General features: G+C 71.1%; 13 protein-coding genes. 8 read left to right on the forward strand and 5 right to left on the reverse strand.

The window, feature by feature from the left end:
* Together dnaK and ACIBK3_RS10740 are read right to left on the reverse strand one after the other, a co-directional pair.
* The gene (gene dnaK, locus ACIBK3_RS10735) at positions 1-1,878 is read right to left on the reverse strand and encodes a molecular chaperone DnaK (RefSeq protein ID WP_399364079.1); all 1,878 of its coding nucleotides are present in this window, start codon (positions 1,876-1,878) and stop codon (positions 1-3) included.
* 98 nt (positions 1,879-1,976) lie between these two features.
* Positions 1,977-2,327 (reverse strand): J domain-containing protein, encoded by a 351-nt coding sequence (locus tag ACIBK3_RS10740; RefSeq protein ID WP_399364081.1) that lies wholly within the window; start codon positions 2,325-2,327, stop codon positions 1,977-1,979.
* 228 nt (positions 2,328-2,555) lie between these two features.
* Here ACIBK3_RS10740 and ACIBK3_RS10745 point away from each other — a divergent pair, with 228 nt between their 5' ends.
* Both ACIBK3_RS10745 and ACIBK3_RS10750 read left to right on the forward strand, forming a co-directional pair.
* On the forward strand, positions 2,556-2,732 hold the full coding sequence (locus ACIBK3_RS10745; RefSeq protein WP_399364083.1) for a hypothetical protein: 177 nt from the start codon (positions 2,556-2,558) through the stop codon (positions 2,730-2,732).
* 196 nt (positions 2,733-2,928) lie between these two features.
* Complete coding sequence (locus tag ACIBK3_RS10750; RefSeq protein WP_399364085.1) at positions 2,929-3,762, forward strand: alpha/beta fold hydrolase; 834 nt, start codon at positions 2,929-2,931, stop codon at positions 3,760-3,762.
* A 240-nt stretch (positions 3,763-4,002) separates the two neighbouring features.
* Here the strand turns inward: ACIBK3_RS10750 and katG are convergent, their stop codons facing one another.
* Both katG and ACIBK3_RS10760 read right to left on the reverse strand, forming a co-directional pair.
* Positions 4,003-6,219 carry a catalase/peroxidase HPI gene (gene katG / locus ACIBK3_RS10755; protein WP_399364087.1) on the reverse strand — a complete coding sequence of 739 codons (2,217 nt, stop codon included), beginning with the start codon at positions 6,217-6,219 and terminating at the stop codon, positions 4,003-4,005.
* A gap of 35 nt (positions 6,220-6,254) precedes the next feature.
* On the reverse strand, positions 6,255-6,692 hold the full coding sequence (locus tag ACIBK3_RS10760) for a Fur family transcriptional regulator (RefSeq protein ID WP_399364089.1): 438 nt from the start codon (positions 6,690-6,692) through the stop codon (positions 6,255-6,257).
* A gap of 242 nt (positions 6,693-6,934) precedes the next feature.
* Here ACIBK3_RS10760 and ACIBK3_RS10765 point away from each other — a divergent pair, with 242 nt between their 5' ends.
* The 6 genes from ACIBK3_RS10765 to ACIBK3_RS10790 all read left to right on the forward strand — a co-directional run bounded on the left by ACIBK3_RS10765 (position 6,935) and on the right by ACIBK3_RS10790 (position 11,252).
* Positions 6,935-7,342, forward strand: a complete 408-nt coding sequence (locus ACIBK3_RS10765) for a hypothetical protein (RefSeq protein ID WP_399364091.1) — start codon at positions 6,935-6,937, stop codon at positions 7,340-7,342.
* Positions 7,343-7,425: 83 nt separating this feature from the next.
* Positions 7,426-8,148: a DUF6766 family protein gene (locus ACIBK3_RS10770; protein WP_399364093.1), complete on the forward strand. Its 723-nt coding sequence runs from the start codon at positions 7,426-7,428 to the stop codon at positions 8,146-8,148.
* Positions 8,149-8,228: 80 nt separating this feature from the next.
* Positions 8,229-8,960, forward strand: coding sequence for a hypothetical protein (locus tag ACIBK3_RS10775; protein ID WP_399364095.1), 732 nt, complete (start codon positions 8,229-8,231; stop codon positions 8,958-8,960).
* 73 nt (positions 8,961-9,033) lie between these two features.
* Positions 9,034-9,792 carry a YcnI family protein gene (locus ACIBK3_RS10780; RefSeq protein WP_399365526.1) on the forward strand — a complete coding sequence of 253 codons (759 nt, stop codon included), beginning with the start codon at positions 9,034-9,036 and terminating at the stop codon, positions 9,790-9,792.
* Positions 9,793-9,851: 59 nt separating this feature from the next.
* Positions 9,852-10,478, forward strand: a complete 627-nt coding sequence (locus tag ACIBK3_RS10785) for a hypothetical protein (protein ID WP_399364097.1) — start codon at positions 9,852-9,854, stop codon at positions 10,476-10,478.
* Between the two features lie 159 nt (positions 10,479-10,637).
* On the forward strand, positions 10,638-11,252 hold the full coding sequence (locus ACIBK3_RS10790) for a sigma-70 family RNA polymerase sigma factor (protein WP_399364099.1): 615 nt from the start codon (positions 10,638-10,640) through the stop codon (positions 11,250-11,252).
* A 76-nt stretch (positions 11,253-11,328) separates the two neighbouring features.
* On the opposite strand, the gene ACIBK3_RS10795 is transcribed toward ACIBK3_RS10790, so the two are convergent.
* Positions 11,329-14,520, reverse strand: coding sequence for an FAD-binding and (Fe-S)-binding domain-containing protein (locus tag ACIBK3_RS10795; protein WP_399364101.1), 3,192 nt, complete (start codon positions 14,518-14,520; stop codon positions 11,329-11,331).
* Between the last annotated feature and the right edge of the window lie 161 nt (positions 14,521-14,681).

Consider the following 14,681-nt stretch of genomic DNA (forward strand, 5'->3'; position numbering starts at 1 on the left):
TCAGCCCGCCTCCGGCTTGTCGTCGTCGACGATCTCGGCGTCCACGACCTCTTCACCGGACCCGTCCGACCCGTCCGAGCCGCCGGAGGGCCCGGACGCCTGGGAGGTGCCCGCGGTCTCGGTGCGCGACTGTTCGTACAGTGCCGTGCCGATCTTCTGGGCCGCCTGCGCCGCACGGTCCGTGGCCTGCCGGAGCGACGCCGTGTCCGCGTTCTCGTCCTTCAGCCGCGTCTTAAGATCGGCCAGCGCCGTCTCCGTCTCGTTCCTCGCCTGAGCGGGGATCCTGTCCTGGTTGTCCTCGATGATCTTCTCGGTCTGGTGGACGAGCTGTTCGGCCTGGTTGCGGGCCTCCGCCGCCTCGCGCCGCCTGCGGTCCTCCTCGGCGTGCTGCTCTGCCTCGCGGACCATGCGGTCGATGTCGTCCTTCGGCAGGGCCGAGCCGCCGGTGACGGTCATCTTCTGTTCCTTGCCCGTGCCGAGGTCCTTCGCGGTCACGTGCATGATCCCGTTGGCGTCGATGTCGAAGGACACCTCGATCTGCGGAACCCCCCGAGGCGCGGGCGCGATGCCGGTCAGCTCGAACATGCCGAGCTTCTTGTTGTACGCCGCGATCTCGCGTTCCCCCTGGTAGACCTGGATGGTCACGGAGGGCTGGTTGTCCTCGGCGGTGGTGAAGATCTCCGAACGCTTCGCCGGGATCGTGGTGTTGCGCTCGATCAGCTTGGTCATGATGCCGCCCTTGGTCTCGATACCGAGGGACAGCGGGGTCACGTCGAGCAGCAGCACGTCCTTGACCTCGCCCTTGAGGACACCGGCCTGCAGGGCCGCGCCGACGGCCACGACCTCGTCCGGGTTGACGCCCTTGTGCGGGTCCTTGCCGGTCAGCTCCTTCACCAGTTCGGTCACGGCCGGCATGCGTGTCGAGCCGCCCACCAGGACCACGTGGTCGATGTCCGACACCTCGATCCCGGCGTCCTCGACCGCCCGGTGGAACGGCCCCTTGCAGCGCTCCAGCAGATCCGCGGTCAGCTGCTGGAACTGGGCGCGGGTCAGCTTCTCGTCCAGGTGCAGCGGACCCTCGGCGGACGCCGTGACGTAGGGCAGGTTGATGGTCGTCTCGGAGGAGCTGGACAGCTCGGTCTTCGCCTTCTCCGCGGCCTCCCGCAGCCGCTGAACGGCCATCTTGTCCTTGCCGAGGTCCACTCCGTAACCGTTCTTGAACTGCGTGACCAGGTGGTCGACGATCCGCTGGTCCCAGTCGTCGCCGCCGAGGTGCGTGTCGCCGTTGGTGGCCTTCACCTCGATGACGCCTTCGCCCATCTCCAGCAGGGACACGTCGAAGGTGCCGCCGCCGAGGTCGAAGACCAGCACCGTCTGGTCGTTCTCCTTGTCCAGCCCGTACGCCAGCGCCGCGGCCGTCGGCTCGTTGATGATCCTGAGGACGTTCAGCCCCGCGATCTCGCCGGCCTCCTTGGTCGCCTGCCGCTGGGTGTCGTCGAAGTACGCCGGTACGGTGATCACCGCGTCGGTGACGTCCTCGCCCAGGTACGCCTCCGCGTCCCGCTTCAGCTTCTGCAGCACGCGCGCGGAGATCTCCTGTGCGGTGTACCGCTTGCCGTCGATGCTTCCGCTCTCCGGGAACCGCCAGCCGTGGTCCCCGATGTGGCGCTTCACGGACCGGGCGGTGCGCTCGACGTTCGTCACGGCCTGCCGTTTCGCGACCTCGCCGACGAGCACTTCACCGTTCTTGGCGAAGGCCACGACCGACGGGGTGGTCCTCGCGCCCTCCGTGTTCGTGATGACGCCGGGCTCGCCGCCCTCGAGGACCGAGACCACCGAGTTCGTCGTGCCGAGGTCGATACCGACTGAGCGAGCCATCTGGTTCTCCCTCCTCACGGGTGCCGGGAACCACCGGAACCAGGGGGAATCACCGGCTGAGTTCTGGGAACTGCTGAGCATCCGGGCACTGCTGGCAACTACCTGGACCGCTCCCACCGGACCGGTCCCGCCCGCAGCGGCGGTTCGGGCGGCGGCACCCTGCCGGCCACCCGGACCTCCGTGACGCGGCGCACCGGCCGGACCGGAGCCGGGGGAGGCGCCGCGCGCTCGCGGTCGTAGGCGGCGCGCAGCCCGGGGTCGCGGAGGGTGTCGTACGCGGCCCGCAGCCGCCCGAACCGCTCCGCGGTGACCGTGTCGACGCGGGTGTCCGGACGCAGTTCCCGCACCCGGGCACGGAAGGCCGAGGTGATCACCTCGGCCGTAGCCGAGGGCTTCACCCCCAGCAGCGCGTACAGGTCCGCCGCCGTCGCACCGTGTCGACGCTGCACTCCGGGCCACCTCCTCACCCGCCGCGAGCTGCGGATTCGGTCCGCCTTGCCTACTGAAAGGGATAAAACTTGAGCGCCTTCTTGTCAAGTCTGAGCGGGCGAGGTATATCGATGAACGAAGGCGGTCATCCGGGCTCAGGAGGTGTTGGGTCCGGCTGATCACCTGCCCGTTTCACATGCCGGATTCATCTGCCCGATTCATCTGCCCGATCGGAAAGGAGAGCAAGCATGGCCGCACTGATGTGGTTGCTCATCCCGCTGGTCGCATGTGTCGCGGCCGGCATCTGGGCCTGGTGCGCGGGCCGCCCTGGTCCGCGTGACCTGTGGACCGACGTGGACGCCTACGACCGGCTCCGGGCAGCGCACGCCCGGATGCTGACGGCGCCCTCCGGGCGCGACGCTTGAGACGGCCCGCGGCGGACGCACACGTGCACGTCGGGGGGAGTCGGTCCCGCGTCGTTCCTCCCGACGTGTCCGCCGGCGAGTGTCTTCGGACGACCTCGCACGCCCATGTGATGCAGGCCGCCGGACCCGGTGCGAGGCTGAATCACAGGCCGGAAGGGCCGAGTGGGCGCGTACCTCAGGAAAGGGGTGGTGTGGCATGTCGTTCGTCACCGTGGGCCAGGAGAACAGCAGCTCCATCGAGATCTACTACGAGGACCACGGCAGCGGTCGTCCTGTCGTGCTGATCCACGGCTACCCGCTGAACGGCCACTCGTGGGAGAAGCAGGAGCGGGTGTTGCTGGAAGCGGGCTACCGGGTCATCACGTACGACCGCCGCGGGTTCGGCCGGTCGAGTCAGCCGACGGTGGGCTACGACTACGACACGTTCGCGGCGGACCTGAAGGCGCTGCTGGACCACCTCGACGTGCGCGACGTGGTGCTGGTCGGTTTCTCGATGGGCACGGGCGAGGTCACGCGGTATCTGGGGACGTACGGTTCCCAGCGGGTGAGCAAGGCGGTGCTGATGGGGGCCATCCCGCCGTTCCTGCTGAAGACCGACGACAACCCGGAGGGTGTGGACGCGTCGGTGTTCGACGGGATCAAGAAGGCGGTGCTCGCGGACCGGCCGGCGTACTTCAAGGACTTCCTGGACAACTTCTACAACGTCGACACGTACGCGGGGACGCGGATCAGCGACCAGGCGTGGCAGAACAGCTTCAACGTGGCGGTGGCGGCGTCGGCGTGGGCGGCGTACGCGTGTGTCGACAGCTGGCTGACGGACTTCCGTGCGGACCTGCCGAACATCGACGTGCCGACGCTTCTCGTGCACGGCGACGCGGACCGGATCCTTCCGTACGAGAACACCGCGAAGCGGCTGCCGGAGCTCATCAAGGACCTGACCTTCGTGACGGTCGAGGGCGGACCGCACAACATCGCCTGGACCCATCCCGAGGAGGTCAACAAGGCCCTCCTCGACTTCCTGGACAAGTAACGGTTGTCGGCCGGGGTTGGCCGAATCAGCACGTTCCGGGCCGGGTGCGAAGTGTCTGGCAGCGGGTGGCACTGGCGCCGTGACGGAAGGCACGAGCACGGTGCCGACGACGACGTCCGGGCCGGTCCACGAGGACCGGCCCGGACGTCGTACCGCGTGACCACTGACTGACCACTGGCCAGGTGACCGCTGACTACGCGACCACTGACCACGTAACCAGGGGGCTGCGTGGCTCGGTGATCAGATCAGGTCGAACCGGTCCAGGTTCATGACCTTGTCCCAGGCGGAGACGAAGTCCTTCACGAACTTCTCCTTCGCGTCGTCGCTCGCGTAGACCTCGGCGAGCGCGCGCAGCTCGGAGTTCGAGCCGAAGACGAGGTCGGCGCGGGTACCGGCCCACTTGAGCTCGCCCGTCGCGGCGTCGCGGCCCTCGAACGTGGTCTGGTCCTCCGACGTCGACTTCCACGTCGTACCCATGTCGAGCAGGTTGACGAAGAAGTCGTTGGTCAGCGACCCGGGCGTCGAGGTGAGGACGCCGAGCTGCGACTGCTGGTGGTTGGCGCCGAGGACGCGCAGGCCACCGACGAGGACCGTCATCTCGGGGGCGCTCAGGTCCAGCAGGTTCGCCTTGTCGAGCAGCAGGTACTCGGCCGGCAGGCGGTTGCCCTTGCCCTGGTAGTTGCGGAACCCGTCGGCGGTCGGCTCGAGCGCGGCGAACGACTCGACGTCCGTCTGCTCCTGCGTGGCGTCGACACGGCCCGGCGTGAAGGGGACCTGGACGGCGAAGCCGGCCTCCTTGGCGGCCTTCTCCACGGCGGCGGCGCCACCGAGGACGATCAGGTCGGCCAGCGAGACCTTCTTGGCACCGGAGTTGAACTCCTGCTGGATCCCTTCGAGGGTGCGCAGCACGGTGGCCAGCTGGTCGGGGTCGTTGGCCTCCCAGCCGCGCTGCGGCTCCAGGCGGATACGGGCACCGTTGGCGCCGCCGCGCTTGTCGCTGACGCGGAAGGACGAGGCCGACGCCCACGCGGTGGACACCAGCTGCGAGACGGACAGCCCCGACTCGAGGAGCTTGGTCTTGAGGCTCGCGATGTCCTCGGCGTCGATGACCTCGCCCTCGGCCTCGGGCAGCGGGTCCTGCCACAGCAGGGTCTCCTCCGGGACCTCCGGGCCGAGGTACAGCGACTTCGGGCCCATGTCACGGTGGGTCAGCTTGTACCAGGCGCGGGCGAAGGCGTCCGCGAACTGGTCCGGGTTCTCGTAGAACCGGCGCGAGATCTGCTCGTAGACCGGGTCGAAGCGCAGCGCCAGGTCGGTGGTGAGCATCGTCGGGAGCTTCTTCTTCGACGAGTCGTGCGCGTCGGGGATGATCGCCTCGGCGTCCTTGGCGACCCACTGCTTGGCGCCGGCCGGGCTCTCGGTCAGCTCCCACTCGTACTCGAAGAGGTTCTTGAAGAACCCGTTGCTCCACTGGGTCGGCGTGCTGGTCCAGGTGACCTCCAGACCGGACGTGATGGCGTCGCCGCCCTTGCCGGTGCCGTAGGTGCTCTTCCAGCCGAGGCCCTGGTCCTCGAGGGAGGCGGCCTCGGGGTCGTCGCCGACGTGGTCCGCGGGGCCCGCGCCGTGCGTCTTGCCGAAGGTGTGACCGCCCGCGATCAGGGCGACCGTCTCCTCGTCGTTCATCGCCATCCGGCGGAACGTCTCACGGATGTCACGGGCCGAGGCGATCGGGTCCGGGTTGCCGTTGGGGCCCTCCGGGTTGACGTAGATCAGGCCCATCTGGACGGCGCCGAGCGGGTTCTCCAACTCGCGGTCGCCGGTGTAGCGCTGGTCGTCGAGCCAGGTGGTCTCGGGGCCCCAGTAGACGTCCTCCTCGGCCTCCCAGACATCCGCGCGGCCGCCGCCGAAGCCGAAGGTCTCGAAGCCCATCGTCTCCAGGGCCACGTTGCCGGTGAGGATCAGCAGGTCGGCCCAGGAGATGCTCTGGCCGTACTTCTTCTTCACCGGCCACAGCAGACGGCGGGCCTTGTCGAGGTTGGCGTTGTCCGGCCAGCTGTTCAACGGGGCGAAGCGCTGCTGGCCGGCGCCGGCACCGCCGCGGCCGTCGCTGATCCGGTAGGTGCCGGCGCTGTGCCAGGCCATCCGGATCATCAGCGGACCGTAGTTGCCGAAGTCGGCGGGCCACCAGTCCTGCGAGGTGGTGAGCACCTCGGCGATGTCCCGCTTCACGGCCGCCAGGTCGAGGGCCTTGAACGCCTCGGCGTAGTCGAAGTCCTCGTCGAGGGGGTTGGCCACGGCCGGGTTCTTCGCAAGGATCTTCAGGTTGAGCCGCTCCGGCCACCACTGGCGGTTTCCGCCGCCCTGGGTCGGGTGCAGCGCGCGGTCGTGCGCGACCGGGCAGCCGCCCGTCCCTTCCGGCTTCGGATCGGTGACGATCGCGTCGTGGTTCTCGGTCATGAGGGATTCCTTCCGAACAAACTGGATCTCGGTGCTCAGGAACTACGGGCGGTGGAACAGGAGGGGCACAGGCCCCAGTAAGTGACCTCGGCCTCGTCGATGGTGAAACCGTGGTCCACGGACGCGCTCAGACAGGGAGCCTCGCCGACCTCGCAGTCGACGTCGGCGACGACTCCGCAGGACCGGCACACGACGTGGTGGTGGTTGTCCCCTACGCGGCCCTCGAACCGGGCCGGGCTGCCGGCCGGTTCGATGCGGCGTATGAGACCTGCCGCGGTGAGGGCGTGGAGGGCCTCGTACACGGCTTGCAGGGAGATGTGGCCCACACGGTCGCGCACTCCGGAGGCGATCGCCTCGACCCCGAGGTGGTCGCCGCCCCGGACGGTCTCGAGCAGCGCGACGCGGGCGGCCGTCACCCGCAGGCCTGCACCGCGCAGCTCATCAGCGGTGATGGGTCTCCGGGGTGAAGTCATGAGGCCAACCTACCCTCATAAACACGAACGGTTCAAGAAATGGATTGGTTCCAATTCTTGGGTCATCCCTGGATGTCACCTCCGAGGTCCGCAGCCTCGGCGGGTGCGACCGGGCGGGTGCGGCCGGGCGGGGGAAACGCGGGCGTGGAAGCCGTCCGCGGGCCGCGCGCTGCTGTCTACTGCCGGTGGCCGGTCGGGTGACGGTCGCCGGTGAGTCGATCAGGAGGTGAGGAGGTGGGCGGATGGCCGGACGAACGTACGGCACGGCCCTCGCCGTCCTCCTCGCTGTCACCCTCGGCGCATGCGACACGGTGTCCGAGCGGCGCGACGAGGTACGGGACGCGGCGACCGCCTTCGAGCAGGCGCTCGGCGACCGCGCGTACGACCGCATGTGCGCGGCCCTCGCGCCGGGAACGGCGGACGAGGTGGAACAGTCGGCCGGCAGCCCCTGCCCGAAGGCGCTCGGCGAGGAGTCGCTGACCCGCGGCGGTGCCGTGCGGCTGGTGGACGTCTACGGCCATCAGGCGCGGGCGGTGCTCGCGCGGGACACACTGTTCCTCTCCCGTTTTCCCGCCGGCTGGAAGGTCGTGGCCGCCGGATGCAGCGAGCGGCCGCAGCAGCCGTACCGGTGCATGATCAAGGGTGGGTGAGTCATGAGAGTGATGTTCACCGTGATCGTCCTGCTCATCGCCGTCGGCCTCGCGTATCTGACCGCCGTGGGACTGATGCGGCGTTGACCGACGGCTCCTCCCCGAGCACGGCCTCCGGACACGGTGGCCTGCGGGGCTTCGTACATGACAACGGCCTCGGGCTGTTCTTCACCGTCGCGTTCCTGCTCACCCTCGTCGGACAGGCGATCGCCGGACACGCCGACTTCAACAACCAGCTCGTCACCGACCAGCTCCAGCCGGTCGGTCTCGCCGAGTACGTGACCACGTCCGACTTCGCCGTCGACGTGGCCGAGAACTGGCAGTCGGAGTACCTCCAGTTCTTCCTCTACGTCGGCGTGACCGTCTGGCTGGTGCAGCGCGGTTCCCCCGAGTCCAAGATGCCGAGCAGGTCCGGCACCGAGTCCGACAAGGACCAGCGGGTCGGGCCGTACGCCGGGAAGCGCTCGCCGAAGTGGGCCGCGGCCGGGGGATGGCGGAGCGCGGTGTACTCGCACTCCCTGCTGCTGGTCATGGGGACGATCTTCGTGCTGTCGTGGCTGGTGCAGTCGATCACCGGTGTGGCCGCCTACAACGGACAGCGACTGCGGCAGCTTCAGGCCCCGATGAGCTGGGCCCGGTACCTGGGCGCCGCCGACTTCTGGGACCGCACCCTGCAGAACTGGCAGTCCGAGCTCCTGGCCGTCGCCTCGATGGCGGTGCTGTCGATCTACCTGCGGCAACGCGGCTCCCCGGAGTCGAAGCCGGTCGGGGCGGCCCATGAGGCCACTGGCGTCGAAGGGGACTGAAAGGGACCGTTCCCGCCCTTCTCGGAGTTCTCACCGTTCCCACCCGACCGCGAGGTCGCGGCGTGGCAGGATCAGGCGGCATGAAGGCCTCCCCTGCGGTACGTGGACTGCGCGCGACGGTGTTCGCGGTGCTGTGCGTTCTGCTGGCCGCCGGGGGACACGCGCTGGCCACCGGTATGGCGCCGCCCGTGTGGGTCCAGGCGGCGGGCTTCGTCCCGGTCTTCGCGGGCGCCTGGCTGCTCGGCGGGCGGGAGTGGTCTCTCCTCGCCATCGGCGGTGCCACGCTCGTCGCGCAGGGCGCGCTGCACCTGGCTTTCGGCATCGTCCGGCCCCGGGCCGCGACGGCGGTTCCCGGCCAGGGCGCCCCGGCGAGGCGCGGCACGCGTGCCGGCGCAGCCGTGCACGGTGTGCGCGGCCCGCACGTGGTTCACTCCCACACCACGGTCTCGCACACCATGGGCGCGCACGCTATGGCCTCACACACCATGCGCGCGCACGCCATCGCCTCGCACCACATGGCCGCGCACGCCCTCACCCCGCACGCGACCGCCGCCCACGTGTCGGCCGCCGTCCTGCTGACCTGGTGGCTGCGGCGCGGCGAGGCCGCGCTGTTCTCGCTGCTGCGCCGGGCCGCCACGCTGGTGCCCGGCCTCGCCGCCTGGTGGCGGGTACGGCGGGCAGCGCGGTACATGCCGGCCGTCCCCCGTCGCGCGCGCCCGGCCGCCGCCGGCCCGCGCACCCTCCGCCCGACCCTGCTGCGCCACGCGGTGCAGCGGCGCGGTCCGCCGGCCATGACTGCGTACGCCGTCTGATCCCGAACCCTTTCCTCTGCCTTTCTTCAGTACGGAGATCCACCCAGCCATGTCCTCCGCCGAGTCCTCCGCCATGACTTCCGCCAAGTCCTCAGCCCCGCCCTTCTCCCGGCCCGGCGTCCGCGCCGCGCTGCGCCGCGCCGGTCTTGTCACCGCCCTCGCCGCCGTCGGCGTCATGACCGCCGCGGGCGTCGCCTCGGCGCACGTCACCGTCCACCCCGAGACCTACGCCAAGGGCGCCACCGACGGTGTCCTGTCCTTCCGCGTTCCCGACGAGGACGACTCCGCGTCCACCACTGAGGTGCGGCTCTTCCTGCCCACCGACCACCCCCTCCTCGGCGTCCTGGTCTCCCCGCGCGACGGCTGGACCGCCAAGGTGACGAACACCAAGCTGAAGACACCGGTCAAGACGGACGACGGCACCATCACCGACGCCGTCTCCGAGATCACCTGGACCGGCGGGAGGATCAGCCCCGGCCAGTACGAGGACTTCGACGTGGCCTTCGGTCAACTCCCGGACGACACCGACGCGTTGACCTTCAAGGCTCTGCAGACGTACTCCGACAAGAAGGTCGTCCGCTGGATCGAGACGGCTGGGCGGGGCGATGCCGAGCCGGAGAACCCGGCGCCGGTGGTCAAGCTGACGGCCAAGTCGGCCAACTCGGCTGACTCCGCCAACTCGACCGCCTCCACGGCCACTTCGGCTTCGGCTTCGGCTTCGGTGAGCGACTCGACCGCCCGGGGTCTCGGGATCGCCGGGCTGGTCGTCGGCGTCCTGGGCCTGGTGGCAGCGGCGTTCGCCGTGCGGCGCGGGCGGGAGCGGTCGGCGTAGAACCGTCCGAACCGGCCGCCCGTTTCGCCGGGCGCCGGCGGATGCGAGGATGAGGCTCCATGACGGCTGGGTGGTGTTCTCGCACAGTGCGGGCCGCGGTGTTCGCGGCCGTCTGTGTGCTGCTCGCCGCCCTGGGCCACGTCCTGATGTCCGGCTGCCAGGTACCCGCCGGAGTCCTGGCCGCCGGATTCGCCGCGACCGGCGTGGCCGGCTGGAGTCTGGCCGGACGTGAACGCGGACTCCCGCTGATCGTGTCCGTCGTGGTCGCCGCGCAGACGGCCCTGCACTTCTCGTTCTCCCTCACGCAGTCAGTGACCGAGGCTGCCCCGCCCATGAGCTCCATGGGACCGGGCCACATGGGCGCCGGCCCCATGAACCACATGCAGGGCATGGGGGACTCGACGGGCGGCGGCTCGTCGTCCTTCGGCATGCTCGCCGCCCACCTGCTCGCCGCGCTGCTGTGCGGCCTGTGGCTGGCGTGCGGAGAGCGCGCCGCGTTCCGCATCCTGCGGGCGGTGGCCGGCCGGCTGGCCACCCCGCTGCGTCTGCTCCTCGCCCTGCCCGTCACCCCCGACCGCCCGCGTCCTTCGGGCCGGCGCCCCCGTTCGGACCGGGCGCCGCGGCTTCTCCTTCTCGTCCACGCGATCACCTCTCGCGGTCCTCCCGCGGGGACGGCCGTCGTCTGACGACAGCCCGTGTCCCGAGGCAGCCCTTGCGCGCGCCTCGGGTCTCGGCCGTACCCACGCCCCCACAGGCGCCGTACGGCTGATCCCCCTACCTACCGGACCGCCGCGCCTGAGTGCGTCAGGGCGGCCCGGACCCCGGATGACCGCGAAGGACACCTGGTGATCACTTCTGCCGCGACCGCACCTCCGTACGACGACGACACCGCGAACTCGTCCGACGCGTCGGCGACCGCCTGGGCGCTGGCCGCCCGTACCGGTGACCCGGCCGCCGTCGAGCACTTCGTCCGCGCCCTGCACCGTGACGTCCTGCGCTACATCGCGCATCTCGGCGCCGATCCGCAGGCCGTGGACGACCTGGCACAGGACACGTTCGTACGGGCGCTCGGCAGCCTGCACCTGTTCGAGGGCCGTTCCTCGGCCCGCGTCTGGCTCCTCGCGATAGCCCGCCGCGCGGTGGCCGACGGCTACCGGTACGCCGCCGCCCAGCCCCGGCACTGCGACGCGCCGGACTGGCAGTCGGCGGTGGAGCGGGCCCAACCCCGGGGGCTGCCCGGCTTCGACGACGGTGTCGCTCTCCTCGACCTGCTGGCCACCCTGCCCGAGAAGCGCCGGGAGGCCTTCGTCCTCACCCAACTGCACGGCCTGCCGTACGCGGAGGCGGCGGCACTGAGCGACTGTCCGATCGGTACGGTCCGCTCCCGGGTGGCCCGGGCACGCTCGGCCCTGATGGACCTCCTGGCCGCCTCGGAGGAACCCCCGGCCCTCGCGGCCTGAACCGGCCACCCCCCGCTCGCCGCCGCCGTCGGCCTCACCACCGCCCCCGGGTCGGCCTCACGACCGCCCCCCACCGTCAGCTCCGCGACCGCGCCCGCACCACCACCCCCGCCGCAGCGCCGAGCGCCGCCAGCCCAGCGAGCCCCGCGAGCCCCGTTCCCGCCAGGGCGAGGGCCTTGGCCGGGCGGCCCGGCGGGGTGGGGCGGGCGCCGGGGGCGACGCCGTACGCGCTGCCCGGGGTATCGGCGTGGGGTTCGGAGGGCAGCGCCGAGGCCAGCAGTTCGGCCACGTGCACCGCCTCGTGGCCGCCGCTGTCGAACTCGTGGATCTGGGTGCGGCAGCTGAACCCGTCCGCCAGGACCACCGTCTCCGGCGCCTCCTGACGCAGCCGGGGCAGCAGTACCCGTTCCGCGCTCGCCCGGCTGACGTCCAGGTGTCCCCGCTCGAAGCCGAAGTTGCCGGCGAGTCCGCAGCAGCCGGACTCCAGTCGCTCCACATCGACCCCGGCGCGGTGCAGCAGCTGTTCGTCCGCCGACCAGTCCAGCACCGCGTGCTGGTGGCAGTGCACCTGCGCCACCGCGCGCGCGGAGCGGTCCGGCACGTGCGGGGGTTCGTAGCCGGGGGAGTGCTCGGTGAGCAGCTCGGCGAGGGTCACCGTCTGGTCGCGGAGCCTGCGTACGTCATGGTCGCCGGGGAACAACTCGGCCGCGTCCGACCGGAACACGGCCGTGCAGCTGGGCTCGAGGCCGACCACCAGACCGCCCGCCCGTACGTGACCGGCGAGATGACGTACCGTCCGGGCCAACACCCTCTCGGCGACCTGTAGTTGGCCCGTCGAGATCCACGTCAGCCCGCAGCACAGCGGCTCGTCGGGCAGGACCACCCGCCAGCCCGCGTCCTCCAACAGCCGTACGGCCGCCTGCCCGACGTGCGGATGGAAGTGGTTGGTGAAGGTGTCCGGCCACAACATGACGGTGCCCCGGACGGATCCCCGGCCTGCGTCACCGGACCCGGTGCCCGCCCCGTCGCCGTACCGCTCGTGCCGCCGCGCGAACCACTGCTGCAGCGTCCGACCGGCGAACAGCGGCACCTCCCGGTCCTCCACCCCCGCCAGCGCCACGGCCGCCTTCGACAGCGGCGGTGTGTGCGTGAGCGTGTTGACGACCGGGCCGAGCCGGGCGCGGCCGACCGCCTGGGCGAGGGCGGGCAGCCAGCCCATGGACAGGTGGGCGCGGGGCCTGCGCCACGGGCGGCCCTCGTAGTGGTGGGAGAGGAACTCCGCCTTGTACGTGGCCATGTCGACGTCGGCCGGGCAGTCCTTCTTGCAGCCCTTGCACGCCAGGCACAGGTCGAGCGCGTCCCGCACCGCCTCCGACCGCCAGCCGTCCCGGATGGCGCTGTCCCCGTGTCCGTCGAGCATCTCGAACAGCAGCCGGGCCCGCCCGCGGGTGGAGTGCTCCTCCTCCATGGTCACCTGGTACGACGGACACATCACCGCGCCGCCCTGGTTGGTGTGCTGGCGGCATTTCCCCACGCCCACGCACCGGTTGGCGGCCTGGGCGAAGGACCCGCCGTCGTCCGGGAAGCGGAAGTGCAGATCGCGGGGGTCGTACGGCGCCCAGTCGGCGCCCAGTCGCAGGTTCTCGTCGAGGCGGTACGGCGCCACGACCTTGCCCGGGTTCATCCGGTCCAGCGGGTCGAAGACGGCCTTGAGCCGCCCGAACGCCTCCACCAGCCGCTCCCCGAACATCCGCGGCAGCAGCTCGCCCCGGCTCTGTCCGTCCCCGTGCTCACCGGAGAACGACCCGCCGAACTCGGCGACCAGGTCGGCCGCGCTTTCCATGAACCGCCGGTAGGCGGCCACCCCGTCGGCGGAGTACAGGTCGAAGGGGATCCGGGTGTGCACGCAGCCCTGGCCGAAGTGGCCGTAGAGGCTGGGCCCGGTGTCGCTGAGGTAGCCGAACTCCTCGTACAGGCCGCGCAGTCGGCGCAGGTAGTCGCCGAGCCGGTCGGGCGGGACCGCGGAGTCCTCCCAGCCCTCGAAGGTGTCGGGCCGGCCGGGGATGTGCGCGGTGGCGCCGAGGCCGGCCTCGCGGACCTGCCACAGCTCGTCCTCGCGCCGCGGGTCGTCCAGGAAGGCGACCTCGGCGTCGTGCTCCGACTCGTGCAGCGCGTCCAGCATCCGGTGTGCGCGCTCGTCCGCCTCCTCGAGGGTGTTCGCGCCGAACTGCACCATCAAGTAGGCGTTGCCTTCGGGGAGTTCGCCGAGAGCCTTCGGGTTGAGATGCTTGATCTGTTCGTCCCGGACCAGCCTGGCGTCGACGCCCTCCAGCGCGATCGGCTCGTACGGCAGGACCGCGGGCACCGCGTCGGCGGCCGTGTCGATGTCGGGGAACCCCAGCACCACCAGCGTGCGTTCCTTCACCACGGGCACCAGTTCCAGCTCCGCCCGCAGGACGGTGACGAGCGTGGACTCACTGCCGACGAGCAGTCCGGCCACGTCGAAGCGGTGCTCCGGCAGCAGGGAGTCGAGGTTGTAGCCGGACACCCGGCGCGGGATGTCCGGGAAGCGGTGGCGGATCTCGTCGGCGTAGGTGTCGCGCAGGGCGCGCAATTGCCGGTAGACGGTCGCCTTGAGGTCGCCCTGCCGCTCGATCTCGGCGTACTCCTCGTCGCTGGTCTCGCCGCACCAGAAGCGGGTGCCGTCGTAGAGCAGCACCTCCAGGCGGGCGATGTTGTCGACGACCTTGCCGTGGGCCTGCGCGGTGGCCCCGCAGGAGTTGTTGCCGATCATGCCGCCGATGGTGCAGTTGGCGTGGGTGGCGGGCTCCGGTCCGTAGCGCAGCCCGGTCGGCGCGAGCTGCCGGTTCAGCGCGTCCAGCACGATACCGGGCTGTACGACACAGGTGCGGGCGTCGGTGTCCACCGACTCCAGCCGGTCGCAGTACTTGGACCAGTCGATCACCACGCCGGCGTTGGTGCACTGCCCGGCGAGGCTGGTGCCGCCGCCCCGGGACAGCACGGGCGCGCCGTGCTCGCGGGCCACGGCCACCGCCTCGGCGGCGGCCTCGGGGGTGTGCGGGACGACCACGCCGATCGGGGTCTGCCGGAAGTTGGAGGCGTCCGTCGCGTAGGCGGCCCGGCTGCCGGCGTCGAAGCGGACCTCGCCGTCCACCCGTTCTCGCAGCGAGGCCTCCAGCGCACCCGCGTCGACCGGCGGTGCGGCCGGTCGCCCGGTGACGGGGTCGGGCAGATCCAGCGCGCCCATGGGAGCCCTCCTTCGCTGTCGGCGCAGCAGCGGCGCCCGTGCCGGGGCACGGGGCGACCGGGTACCCCACGGCGGCCCCGACCACACGGCACCCGATCCGGCGCCGTCCGAGCGCCCCCCGTTCGACTCCCCCCTCCGGTGATCCGACGGCCCGCAGTTCG

Source organism: Streptomyces sp. NPDC050287, assembly GCF_044459385.1.
Classification (GTDB): domain Bacteria; phylum Actinomycetota; class Actinomycetes; order Streptomycetales; family Streptomycetaceae; genus Streptomyces.

Coding starts and splice junctions, on each gene's coding strand:
- dnaK (WP_399364079.1), bottom strand. CDS start 1,878: ATGGCTCGCTCAGTCGGTATCGACCTCGGCACGACGAACTCGGTGGTC.
- ACIBK3_RS10745 (WP_399364083.1), top strand. CDS start 2,556: ATGGCCGCACTGATGTGGTTGCTCATCCCGCTGGTCGCATGTGTCGCG.
- ACIBK3_RS10750 (WP_399364085.1), top strand. CDS start 2,929: ATGTCGTTCGTCACCGTGGGCCAGGAGAACAGCAGCTCCATCGAGATC.
- katG (WP_399364087.1), bottom strand. CDS start 6,219: ATGACCGAGAACCACGACGCGATCGTCACCGATCCGAAGCCGGAAGGG.
- ACIBK3_RS10760 (WP_399364089.1), bottom strand. CDS start 6,692: ATGACTTCACCCCGGAGACCCATCACCGCTGATGAGCTGCGCGGTGCA.
- ACIBK3_RS10765 (WP_399364091.1), top strand. CDS start 6,935: ATGGCCGGACGAACGTACGGCACGGCCCTCGCCGTCCTCCTCGCTGTC.
- ACIBK3_RS10775 (WP_399364095.1), top strand. CDS start 8,229: ATGAAGGCCTCCCCTGCGGTACGTGGACTGCGCGCGACGGTGTTCGCG.
- ACIBK3_RS10780 (WP_399365526.1), top strand. CDS start 9,034: ATGACTTCCGCCAAGTCCTCAGCCCCGCCCTTCTCCCGGCCCGGCGTC.
- ACIBK3_RS10785 (WP_399364097.1), top strand. CDS start 9,852: ATGACGGCTGGGTGGTGTTCTCGCACAGTGCGGGCCGCGGTGTTCGCG.
- ACIBK3_RS10795 (WP_399364101.1), bottom strand. CDS start 14,520: ATGGGCGCGCTGGATCTGCCCGACCCCGTCACCGGGCGACCGGCCGCA.